General features: G+C 36.5%; 15 protein-coding genes and 4 pseudogenes. 18 read left to right on the plus strand and 1 reads right to left on the minus strand.

All coding sequences use genetic code 11. The annotated features are described in order from the left end of the window. Window positions 1-22: 22 nt before the first annotated feature. From RAM70_RS10620 to RAM70_RS10705, 18 genes and pseudogenes are all read left to right on the plus strand, one after another. Window positions 23-958 (plus strand): NAD-dependent epimerase/dehydratase family protein, encoded by a 936-nt coding sequence (locus tag RAM70_RS10620; protein ID WP_312673653.1) that lies wholly within the window; start codon window positions 23-25, stop codon window positions 956-958. 1 nt (window position 959) lies between these two features. Continuing rightward, window positions 960-1,901 carry a glycosyltransferase family 2 protein gene (locus RAM70_RS10625; protein ID WP_312673655.1) on the plus strand — a complete coding sequence of 314 codons (942 nt, stop codon included), beginning with the start codon at window positions 960-962 and terminating at the stop codon, window positions 1,899-1,901. Window positions 1,902-1,973: 72 nt separating this feature from the next. Next, window positions 1,974-4,109 (plus strand): hypothetical protein, encoded by a 2,136-nt coding sequence (locus RAM70_RS10630; RefSeq protein WP_312673657.1) that lies wholly within the window; start codon window positions 1,974-1,976, stop codon window positions 4,107-4,109. A 148-nt stretch (window positions 4,110-4,257) separates the two neighbouring features. Continuing rightward, a pseudogene (locus RAM70_RS10635) lies at window positions 4,258-4,542 on the plus strand (PDDEXK family nuclease); the annotation flags it as partial. Between the two features lie 61 nt (window positions 4,543-4,603). Then, entirely contained in the window at window positions 4,604-6,721 is a 2,118-nt protein-coding gene (locus RAM70_RS10640) for a hypothetical protein (RefSeq protein WP_312673658.1), read from the plus strand. 148 nt (window positions 6,722-6,869) lie between these two features. Further along, window positions 6,870-7,151, plus strand: a pseudogene (locus RAM70_RS10645) (Uma2 family endonuclease); the annotation flags it as partial. Window positions 7,152-7,215: 64 nt separating this feature from the next. Then, entirely contained in the window at window positions 7,216-9,333 is a 2,118-nt protein-coding gene (locus RAM70_RS10650) for a hypothetical protein (RefSeq protein WP_312673659.1), read from the plus strand. A 147-nt stretch (window positions 9,334-9,480) separates the two neighbouring features. Then, complete coding sequence (locus RAM70_RS10655) at window positions 9,481-10,200, plus strand: Uma2 family endonuclease (protein WP_312673661.1); 720 nt, start codon at window positions 9,481-9,483, stop codon at window positions 10,198-10,200. Between the two features lie 122 nt (window positions 10,201-10,322). Further along, window positions 10,323-10,910 carry a hypothetical protein gene (locus RAM70_RS10660; RefSeq protein ID WP_312673662.1) on the plus strand — a complete coding sequence of 196 codons (588 nt, stop codon included), beginning with the start codon at window positions 10,323-10,325 and terminating at the stop codon, window positions 10,908-10,910. Between the two features lie 246 nt (window positions 10,911-11,156). Beyond that, window positions 11,157-12,405, plus strand: a pseudogene (locus RAM70_RS10665) (ISNCY family transposase). A 318-nt stretch (window positions 12,406-12,723) separates the two neighbouring features. Further along, a complete protein-coding gene (locus tag RAM70_RS10670; protein ID WP_312673663.1) occupies window positions 12,724-13,350 on the plus strand; it encodes a hypothetical protein in 627 nt (208 codons plus the stop codon). 149 nt (window positions 13,351-13,499) lie between these two features. Next, entirely contained in the window at window positions 13,500-14,246 is a 747-nt protein-coding gene (locus tag RAM70_RS10675; protein WP_288002212.1) for a Uma2 family endonuclease, read from the plus strand. A 350-nt stretch (window positions 14,247-14,596) separates the two neighbouring features. Beyond that, entirely contained in the window at window positions 14,597-15,637 is a 1,041-nt protein-coding gene (locus RAM70_RS10680) for an NAD-dependent epimerase/dehydratase family protein (RefSeq protein WP_312673664.1), read from the plus strand. Between the two features lie 113 nt (window positions 15,638-15,750). Beyond that, the gene (locus RAM70_RS10685) at window positions 15,751-16,533 is read left to right on the plus strand and encodes a TylF/MycF/NovP-related O-methyltransferase (protein WP_312673665.1); all 783 of its coding nucleotides are present in this window, start codon (window positions 15,751-15,753) and stop codon (window positions 16,531-16,533) included. Continuing rightward, the gene (locus tag RAM70_RS10690) at window positions 16,533-17,351 is read left to right on the plus strand and encodes a transketolase (RefSeq protein ID WP_312673667.1); all 819 of its coding nucleotides are present in this window, start codon (window positions 16,533-16,535) and stop codon (window positions 17,349-17,351) included. Before RAM70_RS10685 ends, RAM70_RS10690 begins: the two co-directional genes overlap by 1 nt. Beyond that, window positions 17,348-18,271, plus strand: a complete 924-nt coding sequence (locus tag RAM70_RS10695; RefSeq protein WP_312673669.1) for a transketolase family protein — start codon at window positions 17,348-17,350, stop codon at window positions 18,269-18,271. Before RAM70_RS10690 ends, RAM70_RS10695 begins: the two co-directional genes overlap by 4 nt. A 66-nt stretch (window positions 18,272-18,337) precedes the next feature. After that, window positions 18,338-18,715 (plus strand): GtrA family protein, encoded by a 378-nt coding sequence (locus RAM70_RS10700; protein WP_312673671.1) that lies wholly within the window; start codon window positions 18,338-18,340, stop codon window positions 18,713-18,715. Beyond that, window positions 18,715-19,647, plus strand: coding sequence for a glycosyltransferase family 2 protein (locus RAM70_RS10705; RefSeq protein ID WP_312673673.1), 933 nt, complete (start codon window positions 18,715-18,717; stop codon window positions 19,645-19,647). The genes RAM70_RS10700 and RAM70_RS10705 overlap by 1 nt, the downstream gene beginning before the upstream one ends. Before the next feature lie 318 nt (window positions 19,648-19,965). Here the strand turns inward: RAM70_RS10705 and RAM70_RS10710 are convergent. Then, a pseudogene (locus RAM70_RS10710) lies at window positions 19,966-20,201 on the minus strand (ISKra4 family transposase); the annotation flags it as partial. Window positions 20,202-20,633: the final 432 nt, after the last annotated feature.

A 20,633-nucleotide genomic window follows, 5' to 3' on the forward strand; every position in this document is an offset into this window, starting at 1 on the left:
ATCAAAACAATTTAAAGAAAGCATGAAAGTATTAATTACTGGTGCGAGTGGTTTTGTTGGTTCCCATGTAGCAAGGCTTTTAGTAGCCGAAGGGTGTGAGGTACATGCGCTTGTACGAGAAAGCAGCAACCGATGGCGAATTCAAGATATTCTGCCATCAATGTATTTATGGCAATCCGACTTAGTAGCATTTGAAAACATGAATGCTTATTTGCAGGAAATCAAGCCTGAATTGTGCATTCACTTAGCTTGGTATGCAGTGCCGGGTAAATACCTAAATTCTCAAGAAAACCTTGATTCAATTCAGGCGAGCATCAATCTTCTCTCTCAATTAGCCGAACTGGGTTGTAAGCGGTTTGTGGGTATAGGGACTTGTTTTGAGTATGATTTAAGTCTGGGATATTTATCTGAATCCAGTTTGACAAAACCCATAACCTTATATGCAGCCACCAAGGTCGCACTTTCCACTATTTTGCAGCAATTTGCCCAGATAACCGAAATGGAGATAGCTTGGATTCGCCTGTTTTATCAGTATGGACCAATGGAGGATGAGCGACGATTAATCCCTGGGATTATTTCTTCACTGCTGCGGGATGAAGTGGTGAAAACAACTAAAGGTGAGCAAATTCGAGATTTTCTTCATATTGAGGATGTAGCATCGGCAATTTGGGCAGTTGCTAAGAGCAACGTTTCAGGTGTAGTTAATGTTGGTTCTGGTCAACCTGTAACCGTTGGACAAATAGCACTTGAACTTGGTAATTTATTAGGTAAACCTGATTTAATTCATCTGGGTGCTTTACCTTACCGTCCCAATGATCCCATGTTTATTTGTGCTAATAATGAGTTGCTGAGAAAAAAGACTGATTGGACACAAAAATATAATTTAACGACGGGATTAAAAAATACAATTAAATGGTATAAAGACCATTTAAACATAAACAAAATTGAGGAAATTTAAGATGATTAAAAAATTAATTAGTGTTGTTACTCCTTGCTACAATGAACAAGATAATGTTGAGTTTTTATATACTGAGGTCAAAGATATTTTTGCAAGATTAGGAAAATATGAATACGAGCATATTTTTATCGATAATGACTCTCAAGATAAAACAGTCAGTATATTAGAGAAAATCTCTCAAAGCGACTCTAGAGTCAAAATTATCATTAACGCTAGGAATTTTGGCTTTGTTCGTTCTACCTATTACGGCCTCTTACAAGGAACTGGAGATGCGGTTATTTTAGTCTTCGCCGATTGTCAAGATCCTCCCGAACTAATCATCGATTTTTTAGACAAATGGGAGGAAGGCTATCAAGTTGTTAAAGGAATTAAAAGCTCGAGTCAAGAGAATTCTTTGGTCTATAATATAAGAAGATTTTATTATTTTTTAGTTAGGACTCTATCAGAAGAGATTGACTTAACTGCTAATTTTACGGGCTTCGGTTTATACGATCACAAAGTGATAGAAGCATTGCGTTTGATCGATGATCCTTATCCCTACTTAAAGGGTCTTATTTCAGAAGTCGGTTTTAAGAGTGCTAAAATCGAGTATCATCAGAAAGTCCGAAAACGAGGTAAGAGTAGTTTCAATTTTTATCGAATGTACGATCTGGCAATGCTGGGCATCACTACCTATTCTAATTTTCCGCTAAGATTGGCGACAATGATCGGGTTTGCTCTATCTCTAGTGAGTTTTCTGGTCGGTCTGGGGACTTTGATTTTGAAGCTTCTGTTTTGGAACCTTTTCCCTATAGGGATAGCGGCGATCATTATCGGATTGTTTCTTTTTTCTTCTGTACAGTTATTTTTTATAGGTATTTTAGGAGAATATATTGGTTTAATAAATAGACGAAGCTTAAAAAGACCTCTAGTGGTAGAGAGAGCGCGAGTCAACTTTGATTAAGAGTTACCTAGGGATGTTCTTTAATCTAAATTGTAAAAGACAATAAATAAAGAGGAAAATAAAATCTATCAAATGAATAAACCTGTGATTGTTGATCAATGGCTTAAAGGAGTAGGGTCGTTCCTACTTATTTTTATTGATGTAAATTATCTTCTTACCACAAGATTTGGCAGATTGAAAGGAAATGAAAGGTATGAAGCAATGTTGTATCTACTGATTATAATTTCAATTGTTGTTTTGCCTATATTCTTGGCTAAAGTTTTGAACTATTTAAGTTCTATTTTATCAAAAATAATCAATAATTGGCAAGTCACAAATCAAAGTCGTAATCTTGAGTTTTTAATTTCGTGGGGACTTGGTCTTGTTTTCAACACGATAGCAATTCAAAAGCTCTTTACCCAAGGAACTGCTGAAAGTCTCAGATTATATATGAAACCTGAGATGTCATACAATTGGCGTCAACTGACAACTTATTTATCAAGCTTGAATTTTTTGGTGCTAATTCCAGTCGCATTAATCTTAACAATTATTTTCTTTTTTCTCTTACATTTATTTTCCCTTCGTAAATTTTTGAGAACATTATTGATTGAGAATATAGTTTTTATCGGAGTTTTAGTGACGTTGACATCAGTTGCTTGGAGTCTGGTTTATAATGATAAATCGAACTACCATTTTAATGCGGTTATTTTTCCATTAGCGGCCATTAATAGTGATTCCCCTTTTACCCCACTGGTTTCTGAGGGATTTTCGACTTGGTATGGCGGATATTATCTTTGGTTTGGCCTACTATCACGATTAATGGGAAATAGTCTATTGTCTATTAAAATTGTTGTATGTAGTTTGATTGCTCTTCAGATTCTTCTTTACTATTTAATAACTAAGGCTATCTACAAAAATCCGTTGCTCAGAATTTTGGTATTTATTAGCTGCCTATTTTGGAGTTATTTTTATGGTAAGGTAGTAAGCCAAGATTTATACTTTCAGTATTTTCCTTTAAGAACTTTATTTCCTTGTCTTTTGCTGGTTACTTTGTTGTATATATCGGAAAGAAAATTTTTCGATAAAGTTACTTTTTCTATGGGATTTTTAACAATTAACTTACAAGATGTGCTTCTAGATTTTATAGTGGCAATGGCTCTATTAAGTAATTTTGATTCTGGTATAATTGTCTTGATTATGTATTTCTTGATTTACCATTGGAATGAGTTTAAAATAGATGGTTTTAGCGCAAAAAACATGATTAAAAAATTAACGGCATTTAGTATCAATCTTATCATTATCATTTTCATAATTATTTTTAGTTTTAGAATTATTGCTGGAGAATTTATCAATTTTTATGATTATATAGGTTTTACTTTTAAAGTTGGCTCTGGCTTTCTGGGTTTGCCTTTTCCAGATAATATATGGATGATATTTATGGTTGTTTACGTTTTTAATATCATACAATCTTTTCAGAGTCCTATTGAGGATAAAAACGCTAAGTATCGTTTTGTAATTGCCATCTGGGGAATAGTTAGCCTCTTTTATTTTGTCAATAGAAGTCATCCTGGTAATTTGTTAGCTGTATCACTTCCCTTCTTTCTTTCCTATGGTTGTTTGATTGATTATGCCTTTAGTTCTTATCGAAAAAAAATGTCCGAATCTGAACCAGAATTGATGCAGAATAAAATGGCATTTAGGGAATTTTTGCCAATCTTGTTGCCCAATTCGTTTGATTTATTAAGACTCTCCCTGGTCAGTGTATTAATCATGCCCTTTATTATTATGTCCCTAATCGCTTCTGTAAAATTTATCCCCGCAACGATATCCAATTTTACAAGCCCTAAAAGCTATTCGCAAATGTCTGCTGTAGCCAGCTTGTCTGAGAGAGTGGCTACATTAGAAAAGCAATTAAACCGACCATCAATTCTCCTTTCAGATTCATTTGAATCCTATTATTATCTTCACAAAAACAGAAAAGTCTTGTTCTATCCCGAGACAACTTCTATTTTATCTGGGGACAATTCTTTTCAGTCCCGTTTTACTTATGCTCTCAATAAATTTAATCCAATTGTCACCCTATGTCCCATAAATGTACCTATCATAAAAGAAAATCTTCATGGCACTTTTTTAGAATTACTCTATGAGAATAATTATCAACTTGTAGAGTCAGAGAGAAACATAGATGACCCTATCCTGAAAAATTGTAAGATTTACATAAAAGATTAGAACTGTAATAGAGTCAGAGAATCTTGACAAAATCATATAGCCTAAAACGAGCCGAGCGCTTGGCTGCACAATTGTGATCGCAATTGTATTGACATTGACAATAGTTTATGATAAAAAAGTGGCATCAGTTGTTCACCCCAACCAACCAATGGCTCAAGAAACCCTCCTAATTGCAGCTAACCCACTAGGGATCAAGCTACCACCGACCCAAGATGAGCTACCTTCTGATGATGGTATTCCCATGGAAACCCAGCGACACGGACTGCAAATGCAGTTATTAGTCAGACCTCTCTCCGGGTGGTTAAAAAACCAAGGACGGGAAGCGTTTGTCGGAGGCAATATGTTTGTTTATTTTAGCCCCAATCAAGTGCGTAACGAGGATTATCGCGGGACTGATGTATTTGTCGTTGTGGACGTGCCTCGAAGAGACCGTCATTTCCCTTACTTTTGTTAACTTCAATACTTCAAATTAAATTAGATAAATGAACAAAAATATGATCGATCAATGGTTCAAAGGAGTAGGGGCGTTCCTACTTATTTTTATCGATGTAAATTATCTTCTTACCACAAGATTTGGCAGATTGAAAGGAAATGAAAGGTATGAGGCAATGTGGTATCTATTCATTTTAATTTCAATTATTGTTTTACCTATATTATTGGGTAAAGTTTTGAACTATTTAAGTTCTATTTTATCAAAAATAATCAATAATTGGCAAGTCACAAATCAAAGTCGTAATCTTGAGTTTTTACTTTCTTGGGGACTTGGTCTTGTTTTCAACACGATAGCAATTCAAAAGCTCTTTACCCAAGGAACCGATGAAAGTCTCAGATTCTATATGAAACCTGAGATGTCATACAATTCAGATAAACTGACAACTTATTTATCAAGCTTGAATTTTTTGGTGCTAATTCCAGCCGCATTAATTTTAACAGTTATTTTCTTCTTTCTCTTACATTTATTTTCCCTTCGTAAATTTTTGAGAACATTATTGATTGAGAATATAGTTTTTATTGGAGTTTTAGTGACGGTGACATCAGTTGCTTGGAGTCTGGTTTATAATGATAAGTCGAACTACCATTTTAATGTGGTTATTTTTCCATTAGCGGCCATTAATAGTGATTCCCCTTTTATTCCCCTTGTTGACGATGGATTTAAAAGTTTATATGGCGGATACTACCTTTGGCTTGGCCTACTATCACGATTAATGGGAAATAGTCTATTGTCTATCAAAATTGTTGTATGTAGTTTGATTGCTCTTCAGATTGTTCTTTACTATTTAATAGTTAAAGCCATCTACAAAAATCGATTGATCAGAATTTTGGTATTTATTAGCTGCCTATTTTGGAGTTATCTTTATGGTAGGGTAGAATTTCGAGATTTATACTTTCAATATTTTCCTTTAAGAACTTTATTCCCTTGTCTTTTGCTGGTTACTTTGTTGTATATATCTGAAAGAAAATTTCTCGATAAAGCTACTTTTTCTATTGAATTTTTAACAATTAGCTTACGAGATTTGCTTCTAGATTTTCTAGTGGCAACGGCTCTATTAAGTAATTTTGATTCTGGTATAGTTGTCTTGATTATGTATTTCTTTATTTACATTTGGAATGAGTTTAAAATAGATGGTTTTAGCGCAAAAAACATGATTAAAAAATTAACGGGATTTAGTATAAATCTCATGATTATCATTTTCATAATAATTTTTGGTTTTAGAATTATTGCTGGAGAATTTATCAATTTTTATAATTATATAGGTTTTACTTTTAAATTTGGCTCTGGCTTTTTTGGTTTGCCTTTTCCAGATAATATATGGATGATATTTATGGTTGTTTACGGTTTTAATATCATACAATCCTTTCAGAGTCCTATTGAGGATAAAAACGCTAAGTATCGTTTTGTAATTGCCATCTGGGGAATAGTTAGCCTCTTTTATTTTGTCAATAGAAGTCATCCTTGGAATTTGATATCTGTATCACTTCCATTTTTTCTTTCCTATGGTTGTTTGATTGATTATGCATTTAGTTATTATCGAAAAAAAATGTCTGAATCTGAACCCGAATTGATGCAGAATAAAATGACATTTAGGGAGTTTTTGCCAATCTTATTGCCCGATTCGTTTGATTTATTAAGACTCTCCCTTATCAGCGTATTAATCATGCCCTTTATTATTATGTCCCTAATCGCTTCTGTAAAATTTATCCCCGCAACGATATCCAATTTTACAAGCCCTAACAGCTATTCGCAAATGTCTGCTTTAGCAAGCTTGTCTGAGAGAGTGGCTACATTAGAAAAGCAATTAAACCGACCATCAATTCTAATTTCTGATTGGTTTGAGTCATACTATTATCTTGACAAAAACAGAAAAGTGTTGTTCTATCCTGATATAACTTCTATTACAGACGATTCTTTTCAGTCCCGTTTTACCTATGCTCTGAATAAATTTAATCCAATTGTCACGGTCTGCCCCATAAAGATGTCTGACTACAGACAAGATATTCGTAGCACTTTTTTAGAATTACTTGATCAGAACAATTATAAACTTCTAGAATCCGCAGTAAATATCACAACTTCCCAGTACAAGGGAAGTTGTGATATTTATGTAAAAGATTAGAATTGTAATAGAGTCAGAGAATCTTGACAAAATCATATAGCCTAAAACGAGCCAAAGGCTTGGCGGCAAAATTAAGAGCGCAATTGTGTTGACATTGACAATAGTTTATGATAAGAAAGTGGCATCAGTTGTTCACCCCAACCAACCAATGGCTCAAGAAACCCTCCTAATTGCAGCTAACCCACTGGGGATCAAGCTACCACCGACCGAAGATGAACTACCTTCTGATGATGGTATTCCCATGGAAACCCAGCGACACGGACTGCAAATGCAGTTATTAGTCAGACCTCTCTCCCGGTGGTTAAAAACTCAAGGACGGGAAGCGTTTGTGGGAGGCAATATGTTTGTTTACTTTAGCCCCAATCAAGTGCGTAACGAGGATTATCGCGGGCCTGATGTATTTGTCGTTGTGGACGTGCCTCGAAGAGACTGTCTTTTCCCTTACTTTTGTTAACTTCAATACTTCAAATTAAATTAGATAAATGAACAAAAATATGATCGATCAATGGCTCAAAGGAGTAGGGGCGTTCCTACTTATTTTTATCGATGTAAATTATCTTCTTACCACAAGATTTGGCAGCTTGAAAGGAAATGAAAGGTATGAGGCAATGTGGTATCTATTCATTTTAATTTCAATTATTGTTTTACCTATATTATTGGGTAAAGTTTTGAACTATTTAAGTTCTATTTTATCAAAAATAATCAATAATTGGCAAGTCACAAATCAAAGTCGTAATCTTGAGTTTTTACTTTCTTGGGGACTTGGTCTTGTTTTCAACACGATAGCAATTCAAAAGCTCTTTACCCAAGGAACCGCTGAAAGTCTCAGATTCTATATGAAACCTGAGATGTCATCCAACTCAGATAAACTGACAACTTATTTATCAAGCTTGAATTTTTCGTTGCTAATTCCAGTTGCATTGATTTTAACAGTTATTTTCTTTTTTCTCTTATATTTATTTTCTCTTCGTAAATTTTTGAGAACATTATTGATTGAGAATATAGTTTTTATTGGAGTTTTAGTGACGGTGACATCAGTTGCTTGGAGTCTGGTTTATACTGATCCATCGAACTACCATTTTAATGTGGTTCTCTTCCCATTAGCGGCCATTAATAGTGATTCTCCTTTTATTCCCCTTGTTGACGATGGATTTAAAAGTTTATATGGCGGATATTATCTTTGGCTTGGTTTACTATCACGATTAATGGGAAATAGTCTATTGTCTATCAAAATTGTTGTATGTAGTTTGATTGCTCTTCAGATTCTTCTTTACTATTTAATAGTTAAAGCCATCTACCAAAATTCGTTGATCAGAATTTTGGTATTCATTAGTTGCCTATTTTGGAGTTATTTTCATGGTAAGGTAGTAAGCCAAGATTTATACTTTCAATATTTTCCTTTAAGAACTTTATTCCCTTGTCTTTTGATGGTTACTTTGTTGTATATATCTGAAAGAAAATTTCTCGATAAAGCTACTTTTTCCTTGAATTTTTTAACAATTAACTTACGAGATTTACTTCTAGATTTTCTAGTGGCAATGGCTCTATTAAGTAATTTTGATTCTGGTATCTCTGTCTTGATTATGTATTTCTTTATTTACATTTGGAATGAGTTTAAAATAGATGGCTTTAGCGCAAAAAACATGATTAAAAAGTTAACGAGATTTAGTATAAATTTTATAATTATCATTTTTATAATTATTTTTGGCTTTAGAATTGTTGCTGGAGAAGTCATCAATTTTTATAATTATATAGGTTTTACTCTTAAATTTGGCTCTGGCTTTTTTGGTTTGCCTTTTCCAGATAATATATGGATGATATTTATGGTTGTTTACGGTTTTAATATCATACAATCTTTTCAGAGTCCCATTGAGGATAAAAACGCTAAGTATCGTTTTGTAATTGCCATCTGGGGAATAGTTAGCCTCTTTTATTTTGTCAATAGAAGTCATCCTTGGAATTTGATATCTGTATCACTTCCATTTTTTCTTTCCTATGGTTGTTTGATTGATTATGCCTTTAGTTCTTATCGAAAAAAAATGTCTGAATCTGAACCAGAATTGATGCAGAATAAAATGGCATTTAGGGAATTTTTGCCAATTCTATTGCCCAATTCGTTTGATTTATTAAGACTCTCCCTGATCAGTGTATTAATCATGCCCTTTATTATTATGTCCCTAATCGCTTGTGTAAAATTTATACCCGCAATGATATCCAATTTTCAAAGCCCTAAAAGCTATTCACAAATGTCTGCTGTAGCCAGCTTGTCTGAGAGAGTGGCTACATTAGAAAAGCAATTAAACCGTCCATCAATTCTCCTTTCAGATTCATTTGAATCCTATTATTATCTTCACAAAAACAGAAAAGTCTTGTTCTATCCCGAGACAACTTCTATTTTATCTGGGGACAATTCTTTTCAGCCCCGTTTTATTGATGCTCTCAATAAATTTAATCCAATTGTCACGGTCTGCCCCTTAAGGAAAGTTGTCAATTACAATCTTCGTGGCACGTTTTTAGAATTACTCTATCAGAACAATTATAAACTTCTAGAATCCCGGAAAAGCATAGATTCTACTATAAAGCGAAGTTGTGATATTTATGTAAAAGATTAGAATTGTAATAGAGTCAGAGAATCTTGACAAAATCACATAACCTAAAATGAGCCGAGCGCTTGGCATCAAGATTGATAGCGCTAGGGGTTGACATTGATGATAGTTTATGATATGAAAGTAGCACCAGTTGTTCACCCCAACCAACCAATGGCTCAAGAAACCCTCCTAATTGCAGCTAACCCACTAGGGATCAAGCTACCACCGACCCAAGATGAGCTACCTTCTGATGATGGTATTGCCATGGAAACCCAGCGACACGGACTGCAAATGCAGTTATTAGTCAGACCTCTCTCCGGGTGGTTAAAAAACCAAGGACGAGAAGCGTTTGTGGGGGGCAATATGTTTGTTTACTTTAGCCCCAATCAAGTGCGGAACGAAGATTATCGCGGACCTGATGTATTTGTCGTCTTGGACGTGCCTCGAAAAGAACGGAAAAGCTGGGTCGTCTGGGAAGAAGAAAAAGCTCCTGATGTGGTGATTGAATTGCTCTCTGAAAGTACAGCCAAAAAGGATAAAGAAGAGAAAAAGCTGATCTATCAGAATCGTTGGCGGGTGACAGAATACTTTTGGTATGATCCCTTTGACTCAGAAGATTTAGCGGGACATCGCTTAGAAGGGGGCGTTTATAAATCTTTAAACCCAGATGCTCAAGGCAGATTCAGCAGCGAAATATTAGGGCTAGTGTTAGTGCGCTGGCAGGGAATTTATGGGGATGAACAAGAGCCGATTACTTGGCTGCGTTGGGCAACACCAGCGGGGCAATTGCTCCCCACCATAGAGGAGTTAGCAGAGCAGGAAAAGCAACGAGCCGAGCGCTTGGCGGCAAAATTGCGATCGCTGGGAGTTGAAGTTGATGATAGTGTATGAAATAATTGCCAGCATTGTCCACCCTGACTGACGGACACAAGTGGGTCAAAACCTGACAAGACAAGGGTTGCCAAAAAGAAAAATATCTGGGTAGATAGGGAAAAAGCAAGAATCCCTACAAGATGAAAACCGAGAACAGAATCTTCTCCCAAGTTTATTCCTATCTAGAACAAGGAAGCCGATTTGTGGATAAAAGACATTTAACCGTCCTCAGTTGGATGGTGACAGCCCTACTCAGTAGTCAAAGTCTCAATCAAGCCAGATGGGAACCCTTTGTACAAAGCAGAGCCGAACAAGCCAATAGTTATCAGAGACGGTGGAATCGCTTTTGCCAGAATGGAAGAGTAGCGGTGGAAAAGATATACATCCCCTTAATATTGAAAGCCATCGAGACTTGGAAGGAGAAGGGGGAAAGACTTTATCTAGCAATAGATACCACTCTGTTGTGGAATCAATACTGCTTTGTCTATCTAGCGGTGGTCTGCGGGGGGAGAGCCGTCCCCTTGATGTGGATGGGATTAGAACATGGTAGTGCCAGCCTAGCTTTTGAGAAATACGAACCCTTGTTGGACAGAGCCAAAGGCTATCTTCAGGGCTTTGAGAATGTCATGCTGTTAGCCGACCGAGGCTTTGCCAATCAGCAATTAATTCAATGGCTCAGGAAAAATACTTGGCATTGGTGTCTTCGCTTACAGCAATTCTCATTTTAAAAAGTAACAAGTGATACAGACAGAAACAAAGCTTTAAGCAAGCTACAAAATGCGCTCCCGCGAGTGCGACTGCATCGCAGAGAAGTGAGTATATAGAGTATTTATACTCAAAATATTTGAAAGATGGGAGAAATCTAGAACAAAAGTTCTCTACATCAGAAAGAGAACCAAATAAAAATTGATGATTGTTGTCTGTTGAGGTAAAATTATTAAGTTGGAAATATTAATTAATCAAACTGTTCTGCGATGACGAAAAAGGCTGTGACTTTAGAAATTCCTGAATTAATACAATTTTTAGTTCAAGAATTACATGACTTACCCGATGACAGAAAACCAGGAAACAATACCAAATATCAGGTAGAAGATGCAGTTAAGGCGGCTTTTTCGGTTTTTTTTACTCAGTCACCTTCTTTTTTAGAGCATCAACGTTTGATGAAAATTAGTAAGGGAAAAGATAATGCTTCAAGTTTATTTGGTATCAAAAAAATACCTTGTGATAATCAAATCAGAAACCTGTTAGATCCTATCCCAGCTGCCACAATATTTGGCTCTTTTCAACAAGTCTATCAATGGTTAAAAAAACAGGGAGTTATTAAAAATTTTTTCTACTTAGATGAGGAAATTTTAATAGCTTTAGATGGTACGGAATATTTTTCTTCAAAGAAAATTAGTTGTCCCCATTGTAATTGCCGCAATCATCGTAAGGGAACGACAACTTATTTTCATGGTTGCGTCACGCCAATTGTGGTTTCTCCTGAGCAAAAACAAGTGATTAATTTAGAACCAGAATTTATTAAAAAACAAGATGGGCAGCAAAAACAAGATTGTGAAAATGCGGCTGTTAAAAGATGGTTAGATAAGAATCATCAAAAGAAGTATGGTTATCCTGTAACCCTGTTAGGAGATGACTTATACTCTCGCCAACCTATCTGTGAGTTAGCTCTAAAACAAGGTTATAATTTTATTTTTGTTTGTCTTGAAACTTCTCATAAAACCTTATATGAATGGCTAGAATTTTTAGAAAAAAGTGGAGAAGTTAAAACCGTAGAAAAGAAACAATGGGATGGACGAAAGAATCTCATTTATCGTTATCGTTATGTTTCTAGAGTTCCTCTGAGAGAGGTCGAGTCAAGTCTCGAAGTTAATTGGTGTGAAGTCACGGTCATTAATGAAAAAACACAGAAAATTATCTATCAAAATAATTGGATTACCAATCATCAAATTACTGAAAATAATGTTGAAAAAATTGTCAAAGCTGGACGCAGCAGATGGAAAGTTGAGAATGAAGGAAATAACGTTCTTAAAAATCACGGTTATAATTTAGAACATAATTTTGGTCATGGTCAAAGTCATTTATGCGAGTTCTTGTTGTCTTTAAATTTACTAGCTTTTTTATTTCATACCGGTTTAGATTTAGTTAATCATACTTATCAAAAGATTCGTGAGTTATTAGTTACTCGCACCAGTTTTTTTAATGATATTCGTACTTTATTAAAATATTTTTGTTTTAAGAATTGGTCAGAGTTTTTCTTGTTTATTCTTACCGAATATGTCCCGCTCAAAAAAATAAATTCTAGTTAAAAATGTCAATTTTTCGAGAGAAGGAAAGATTATTTTATTCATTGAAAAAACCACAAATTAGGTCAGAATTTCAGCTAAATTTATGAGTTGAGATAAGTTTTTTATGGGCAGATATTTTAAAACTGTCTCTTGAAGCTAATTATGATGATTATCTTGAAAAAAAATGATAATTAGACAGAAGTTCTCTTGTTCACATAGAGAACTTTATCTTCTTTTGTTTTCAAAATGAGAATTGCTGCTTCGCTTACCTTGCGATACCCTCATTTACGGTGTTCGCCGTCGGGGTTTTGGCTATGAGGTCAGAGAACTCTATCCTCCCAAACGGCAAGCCTGCTTTTATCGCAACGTTCAAGTCTGGCAGGAGGCTAGAATCACTGCTCATCTTGCTTTAGCCTCTGTTCCAGGGGTTAAGGATAATTGGGCAATTCTGAGCCATGAACCTCCTACCCTTGACACCTTCTGGCAGTATGGTCTTCGTTTTCCCATTGAACATCTCTTTCTCGACAGTAAATCGGGCGTTTTTGACTGGGAACATTCTCGTGTTCGCTCTGCTGCTTGTTTAGAACGTCTCTATCTCATTGTTGCCATTTCTATTCTCTTTGCTACTTTAACTGGCATGGCGGTTCAACAATCTGGCTCTCGCCGTCAGGTTGATGCTCATTTTCGGCGTGGTTTGAGTTATTTGAAAATTGGTTTACGTTGGCTGGCGGGAGTTGTTCATAAGGCGCGTCCCTTCTTGCGACTTGACCACTTATTTTCTGTTGACCCTTTTCCCTGTTTTGCTTCTCGCAAAGCTCGTCAGGATTATTATGGCAAAATTACCTTTTCTTTTATTCAGGAGTTTGAGGCTTTCACATAACAGTACTTGTCTTTGTATTGAAAAATGTGTCCGTCAGTCAGTTGTCCACCTACAGGTCTATTTGATAATTAATTTAATGCACCTACTTAGTCGCGGGCAGTTTATACTGAAGAGAGCTTATTAAATATTAGGAAGGACTGTTTACGACAATGACACCATCTGCCATTGATTTACCGACAAAATCAACGATAATCACCTGGGAAAAACTGCCAGATGATTTTATTCTACCTGACGAACCTGTGGACAACAACTTGCAACCCCTATTAGCAGCATCTTTACGGGAATCGCTAGAATTAGCAGGATTAATTCTGGAATCGATGCTAATTGCTTCTAATTTTGGCTTGTGTGCTACCGTTAAAACTCAAACTGTTGTCAAAGCGCCTGACTGGGTTTATATTCCCTCAGTAAAACCGATTCCTAGCGGAGAAATTCGGCGCAGTTATACTCCCCATCTTGAAGGAGATATCCCAGCTATTGTCATGGAGTTTATCTCGGAAACCGAAGGGGGAGAATACTCATTGAATCCCCATTATCCCTATGGAAAATGGTATTTTTATGAGCAAATATTACAAGTACCTGTCTATGGAATATTTCACCCAAAAACAGGAGAATTAGAAATTTATCGATTAAATCAAGGAAAGTATGAACAACAAAAACCTAATGAAAACAATCGTTATTGGATAGCAGAGATTAACTTATTTTTGGGAGTCTGGCAGGGAAAAAAAGCTGAAGTGACAGCCTATTGGTTACCTTGGTGGGAGCTGTCGGGCAATCTGTTATTATGGGGGAGTGAACGAGTCGCACAAACTGAATATCAACTCGAACAGGAGCGAATGTTACGGCAAAAATTAGCTGAAAAATTAAGAGAATTAGGCGTTGAACCAGAAACCTTGTAGGAGACTTGTCAAATGCTGATAAAATCATGGAAGGAATCTTCTGGATTGGGGTATTTCCAGGATTAACGGAGGAGATGTTAGAGTAGGTAACAGCGACTATCCGAGAGTTTTGTCGGAGCGTAGGTAAATTTGCATTGTTCGCATTTTTGGGAACATTTTTATTTTTTTGGATGTTTTTTATGACCAGAAATTTTAGTCAATCTCGTCAATTAGACAATATAATGGACTTGTTTGTTATCTCTTTTTTAAGTTACCCTTTTCTTATCGCATTGGGTAGAGTGAATGTAAAAATCTATTGCTTTTGATTTTTGTGTGGATTTGTCTTTTTCTATGAAATGGATTGGCTGAAGATGCAACCTAACCTAACAAATGACTTAAATGACATTCTCGCCCACACTAAAGACCTCTGGGAAGAATTGCGGGGACAGCGGATATTTATTACCGGAGGTACAGGCTTTTTTGGCTGTTGGTTATTAGAAAGTTTTATCTGGGCCAATGATCAGCGAGACTTAAAAGCATCGGCAGTTGTTTTAACTAGAAATCCTGATAGTTTCAGTCAAAAAGCTCCTCATTTAGCCAATCATCCCGCTATTCAATTCCATAGCGGTGATGTTAGGTCATTTCAGTTTCCTGAAGAGGAGTTTTCTTATATTATTCATGCGGCAACTGAAGCGAGTTCTCTAGTACATCAACAGGATCGTCTTTTTGTGCTAGATACTACAGTACAAGGGACTTGGCGAGTGCTAGATTTTGCTAAAAATTGTGGCACAAAAAAATTATTACTAACTAGCTCAGGAGCAATTTATGGTCAACAACCCTCAGATATAAGTCATATTCCGGAAAGTTATCAAGGGGCGCCGGATGTGAGTTCTCCTAACTCCGTTTATGGAGAGGGAAAACGACTCGCAGAACTCTTAAGTGTCTTGTATGCTCAGGAGTATAATATAGAGGTAAAAATCGCCAGGTGTTTTGCCTTTGTCGGTCCCTATTTACCTTTAGGTGAATCTTTTGCCATTGGCAACTTTATCAGGGACATTTTAGAGGGAAAAACGATTCATGTTAAAGGAGATGGAACCCCCTATCGTTCCTATTTATATGCTTCGGATTTGATGATTTGGTTATGGACTATATTATTTAAGGGGCAGTCTTGTCGTCCTTATAATGTGGGTTCAAATCTGGAAATCAACATCAAAGATACCGCCTTAGCAGTGGCGGAAATTGCTGGACACCCTAATTCTATCACTGTTGCTCAAGAACCAGTTGTAGGTCAACGGATTGCCAGATATGTACCCGCTACTGACAGAGCATTAAAAGAATTAGGACTCAAGGCAACCGTTGATTTATCTACAGGGATTAAAAAAACCCTTGCATGGTATCAACAGTCAGCTTAAACAGTTCTGTCCGAATCTTTCAATCGGAGAATTTGCAGAAGATTCTCATTTTGCCCTAAATGTCATTGACTTTTGAACCTAAAAACTATATCTTTTGCAAGAGGAGTAACAAAATGAATTCAGAAACGCAATCATCATTGAGTCAATTAGGACATCATTCCGCTAAGTACAATCAACAGGAAAAAAGCATTCCCGATGATTTAGCGAGGACTTTTGAAGTATCTGGTCTACCTATAACCCAGCGTCTCTCAACATTTCCTCGTCATGTACGTCGCCAAGACATTGCCCGATTTTTAACGAGATGGGAAATTTTCAAACTTAGCCTCCAGGCTAATGGCAGTATTGTTGAATGTGGAGTGTTTGGAGGGGGTGGATTGATGTCTTGGTATCATTTTTCTGCCATTTCTGAACCCTATAATCATACTCGCAAAGTGATCGGATTTGATACTTTTGAAGGGTTTCCTTCACTCCATGAAAAAGATATCAAAACTGGTGATTCAGAACATTTAAAAGAAGGAGGTTTTAAAACTTCGGACAGGATTATCAATGAACTGCAATCTCTAGTTGATATCCACGACAAAAATCGTCCTTTAGGACATATTGCTAAGATAGAATTAGTAGCTGGAGATGCTTGTCAAACTATTCCTCAATATGTCAGAAATAATCCTCATTTATTGATTAGTCTTCTCTATTTGGATTTTGATATTTATGAACCTACTAAGGTGGCAATTGAATATCTCTATCCTCGAGTTGTTAAGGGGGGAATTATTGCTTTTGATGAGCTAAACTGCGCCGAATTTCCAGGTGAAACTACCGCACTCTTAGAAAGCTTAGAGATGGTTAAACTCTGTCGCTTTCCTTATGACCCCTATATTTCCTACTTTGTCAAAGAATAATGGCTCAAAACATCCTAGTTAATCAATTAGCTCAATCAATCCGTCTTCAGGCTTTACAAATGGTTCATCGAGCTAATGCCTCTCACATTGGCAGTTGTTTAAGCATGGCTGATTTATTAGCTGTGCTATATGGCAAAATTCTCCGAGTTGATCCGACTAACCCAAATTGGCTAGACCGCGATCGATTTATTCTCAGTAAAGGTCATAGTGCGGCTATTCTCTACGCAGTACTGGCTGAACGGGGATTTTTTCCCCTAGAATGGCTAGAAACCTATTGTCAAGATGGTTCTAAGTTAACTGGTCATATCAGTCATTATCTACCCGGAATAGAAGCCTCTACTGGGTCTTTAGGTCATGGTTTACCTATCGGTTGTGGTATAGCTTTAGCTGGTAAACGTGAAGATAAACCCTACCGAGTATTTGTTCTAGTTAGTGATGGCGAAATGGACGAAGGCTCAAACTGGGAATCAATCCTATTCGCGCCTCAGCATCAACTCGATAACCTAGTTGTTATTGTGGACTATAACAAAATTCAGAGTTTTGGCACAGTCCAAGAAGTGCTTGACCTTGAACCCTTAACAGCTAAATTCCAGGCATTTCGTTGGTCAGTGCGAGAAATTGACGGTCATAATTTCCAGCAGATTGAAGACGCTTTCAATAGTGTTCCTTTTGAAAAGGGCAAACCTAGCTGTATTATCGCCCATACTGTTAAGGGAAAAGGAGTCAGTTTTATGGAAAATCAACTGGCTTGGCATTACAAATCACCGAATCAAGAACAACTAGAACAAGCCATAGAAGAAATTGAGGGGAAATCATGAGAACAGCTTTTATCAACACGCTTTGTGAAATAGCTAAAAAAGATGAGCGGATTTGGCTTCTTTGTGGAGACTTAGGCTATTCTGTCCTCGAAGGATTTGCCGGCCAATTTCCTGAACGATTTGTTAATGTGGGTATTGCCGAACAAAACATGATCGGCATAGCTGCGGGTCTAGCAATGTGTGGCAAAATCGTCTTTGTCTATTCTATTGTCAATTTTCCGATCATGCGATGTTTTGAACAGATTCGCAATGATGTCTGTTATCACAATCTCAATGTTAATATTGTTGCTGTTGGTGGTGGACTGACCTACGGTTCTCTGGGTTATACTCATCATGGCATGGAAGATTTAGCGGTGATGAGAGTGTTGCCTAATATGACGGTTATCGCTCCGGGAGATCCTCTAGAAGCTAAGTTAGCGACTCAAGCTATTGTTAACCTATCTAGTCCCTGTTATTTAAGATTAGGGAAAGCCGGTGAGCCTCAAGTTCACCCCAGGGAACCTCAGTTTGAAATTGGTAAGGCAATCGAGTTACAGTCGGGAACAGATTTGACCTTAATCAGTATAGGGGGAATGCTAGATTTAACCGTTAAAGCGGCTGAAAAACTGACGATACAGGGTTATTCTATTGAAGTTTTGAGTATGCCGACTCTCTACCCTCTAGATGAACAATCTGTCTTACAATCTGCCGAAAAGACTAAGAAGATAATCACCCTAGAAGAACATGGAATTGGCGGTTTAGGAAGTGCAGTTGCAGAAGTTCTGACACAGTCGGGCGAAACTGTTGAATTTATTCCTTTAAGGTTAAAAAGAGAAGCCGTTAAAACCGCCGGTAGTCAAACAGTTTTACGTTCCCAACAAGGACTTGATTTGGATGGCATTGTGCAATCGGCTCTGGCCATGCTACAAAGAGTGTATTAGCCATTTTACAGGTGAGGAGAAGGTAAAGACCAATGTAATCACTAATTGTCAAAATAAACTTGAAAAATGTATCTAATCAAAAAAAGTAAATTTGTTAGATTTTTGTTAGTGGGGGTAGTTAATACCTTATTTGGTTATTCCGTCTTTGCCTTGCTGTTTCGTCTAGGATTAGATTATCGCTATTCCTTACTTATTGCTACTATTTGCGGAGTATTATTCAACTTTAAAACTATCGGGGCGATCGTTTTTAAAGACCAAAATAATCGACTACTAGCTCGCTTTCTTGGTGTTTATTTAGTGATTTACTTATTAAACGCTGAATCCTTACGAATTGTTAAGATGCTAGGAATTAATATGTTAGCGGCACAAGCTATCTTAGTATTGCCTCTAGCAATTGTTTCCTATTTTTTAAATAAAACCTTTGTTTTTAGAGGAAATAGATAATGAAAAAAATTACGATTATGACTCCTTGTTATAATGAAGAAGGAAATATTGAAGACCTTTACCTGCGAGTTAAAGAAGTCTTTAATCAGTTACCTAACTATGAGTATGAACATCTTTTTATCGATAACGCTTCCCAAGATAAAACTGTAGATGAATTAAAAAAAATTGCTCAAAAAGATCCTAGGGTAAAGGTCATCGTTAATGCTAGAAATTTCGGTCCCGTTCGTTCTGTTTACTATGGTATTCTTCAGTGTTACGGAGATGCGGTTATTTTTATGGTAGCAGATTTGCAAGATCCTCCCGAATTAATCCTAGAATTTGTCAAGAAGTGGGAAGAAGGCTATAAAGTTGTTAAAGCGGTTAAAACGCCGATGAAAGAAGGAGCTTTTTTCTATTTTGCTAGACAAATTTTTTATTATTTAATGGACAATCTTTCGGATATAAAAGTTACTAGAAACTTTACAGGTTTCGGTTTATACGATCAGAAAGTCATTAATGTTCTACGAGAGATTAACGATCCCTATCCCTATTTTAGGGGACTCATTGAAGAGTTGGGTTTTGAAAGTTTCTCTTTTGAGTATCAACAACAACGGCGAAAACGGGGTATTAGTAGTTACAACTTCTATCGATACTATAGCGAAGCGATGCTGGGTATTACCAGTCACTCCCAAGTTCCCCTCAGACTGGCCACCATGTTAGGCTTTGCTTTGTCTCTGCTGAGTTTGCTAGTGGCGTTAGGTTATTTAATCGCCAAATTGTTGTTCTGGGATTATTTTCCTTTAGGAACCGCACCAATCATGGTCGGACTATTTTTACTCGCTTCTGTGCAACTATTTTTTATCGGCATTATCGGCGAATATATCGGATTAATGCACATGAGAATTTTAAAAAGGCCTTTAGTTGTCGAACGAGAACGGATTAACTTTGAGTGAGTGACTGTGTTTGTTATGCTAACCTCATCTTCCAGGACAAATGGTCTAATAGTGGTGAGAATGCAAATTTCCTGAGAGTCTTTAATCGAAGAATTTGTAGGCGGAGCATCTCACATTTGCATCAAGTAAGAATGCTTAACGAGGTAAATAAAAAAGTTAAAAAAGAGAACCATTCAGATAGGCCCAGCAATGACGAAAGACTGGCGGTACATTGCCAGAATTCCACATTGCACTAGCAATTCTAACAAGAAAACCAATTTGTTTGACTTGAGATGACCTGGAGCCAGAACCAATGGAAATTCCCTTTAAAATAACCATCATTGGTAATTCACCCAAAATACTTTTTACTCTTCTCGTCCGGCTGGCGGTTTCTTCTATACTTATTTTGATAAAAAAAGAACGATTTCTGGGTTAACATACTTGATCATTAAATCTCTGACAGTCTCCTCTATTTCTCCCAAGTTATTAAATTTCTTAATTTGGGATTGCTCCTAGAGACACGCTCCTAACTCTCGGGATAACTCTTGAATTCTTTTTTCATTTTCTGATAACATTGGATTGTTCCTGCCATCGAGATATATTCTGAATCGTAGGTTATCACTATTATAATCTCATTTCTCTTTTTGATCAAGTTCAAGATTTTCTAGTTTTTGACGGCTATAAGCATTAATACTCATTGCACAAGTGAGATGCTCCCATTGTAAGGCTTGTCTGAGAGAGTGGCTAGATTAGAAAAGCAATTAAACCGTCCATCAATTCTCCTTTCAGATTCATTTGAATCCTATTATTATCTTCACAAAAACAGAAAAGTCTTGTTCTATCCCGAGACAACTTCTATTTTATCTGGGGACAATTCTTTTCAGCCCCGTTTTATTGATGCTCTCAATAAATTTAATCCAATTGTCACGGTCTGCCCCTTAAGGAAAGTTTTCAATTACAATCTTCGTGGCACGTTTTTAGAATTACTCTATCAGAACAATTATAAA

The sequence above is a fragment of the Microcystis wesenbergii NRERC-220 genome, from assembly GCF_032027425.1.
Taxonomy (GTDB): domain Bacteria; phylum Cyanobacteriota; class Cyanobacteriia; order Cyanobacteriales; family Microcystaceae; genus Microcystis; species Microcystis wesenbergii_A.

Excerpts from the sequence above, each read along its gene's own strand:
- RAM70_RS10675 (WP_288002212.1), top strand. The coding sequence starts at position 13,500 with ATGACACCATCTGCCATTGATTTACCGACAAAATCAACGATAATCACC.
- RAM70_RS10690 (WP_312673667.1), top strand. The coding sequence starts at position 16,533 with ATGGCTCAAAACATCCTAGTTAATCAATTAGCTCAATCAATCCGTCTT.
- RAM70_RS10695 (WP_312673669.1), top strand. The coding sequence starts at position 17,348 with ATGAGAACAGCTTTTATCAACACGCTTTGTGAAATAGCTAAAAAAGAT.
- RAM70_RS10620 (WP_312673653.1), top strand. The coding sequence starts at position 23 with ATGAAAGTATTAATTACTGGTGCGAGTGGTTTTGTTGGTTCCCATGTA.
- RAM70_RS10655 (WP_312673661.1), top strand. The coding sequence starts at position 9,481 with ATGGCTCAAGAAACCCTCCTAATTGCAGCTAACCCACTAGGGATCAAG.
- RAM70_RS10650 (WP_312673659.1), top strand. The coding sequence starts at position 7,216 with ATGATCGATCAATGGCTCAAAGGAGTAGGGGCGTTCCTACTTATTTTT.
- RAM70_RS10625 (WP_312673655.1), top strand. The coding sequence starts at position 960 with ATGATTAAAAAATTAATTAGTGTTGTTACTCCTTGCTACAATGAACAA.
- RAM70_RS10630 (WP_312673657.1), top strand. The coding sequence starts at position 1,974 with ATGAATAAACCTGTGATTGTTGATCAATGGCTTAAAGGAGTAGGGTCG.
- RAM70_RS10660 (WP_312673662.1), top strand. The coding sequence starts at position 10,323 with ATGAAAACCGAGAACAGAATCTTCTCCCAAGTTTATTCCTATCTAGAA.
- RAM70_RS10640 (WP_312673658.1), top strand. The coding sequence starts at position 4,604 with ATGATCGATCAATGGTTCAAAGGAGTAGGGGCGTTCCTACTTATTTTT.
- RAM70_RS10680 (WP_312673664.1), top strand. The coding sequence starts at position 14,597 with ATGCAACCTAACCTAACAAATGACTTAAATGACATTCTCGCCCACACT.
- RAM70_RS10700 (WP_312673671.1), top strand. The coding sequence starts at position 18,338 with ATGTATCTAATCAAAAAAAGTAAATTTGTTAGATTTTTGTTAGTGGGG.
- RAM70_RS10705 (WP_312673673.1), top strand. The coding sequence starts at position 18,715 with ATGAAAAAAATTACGATTATGACTCCTTGTTATAATGAAGAAGGAAAT.
- RAM70_RS10685 (WP_312673665.1), top strand. The coding sequence starts at position 15,751 with ATGAATTCAGAAACGCAATCATCATTGAGTCAATTAGGACATCATTCC.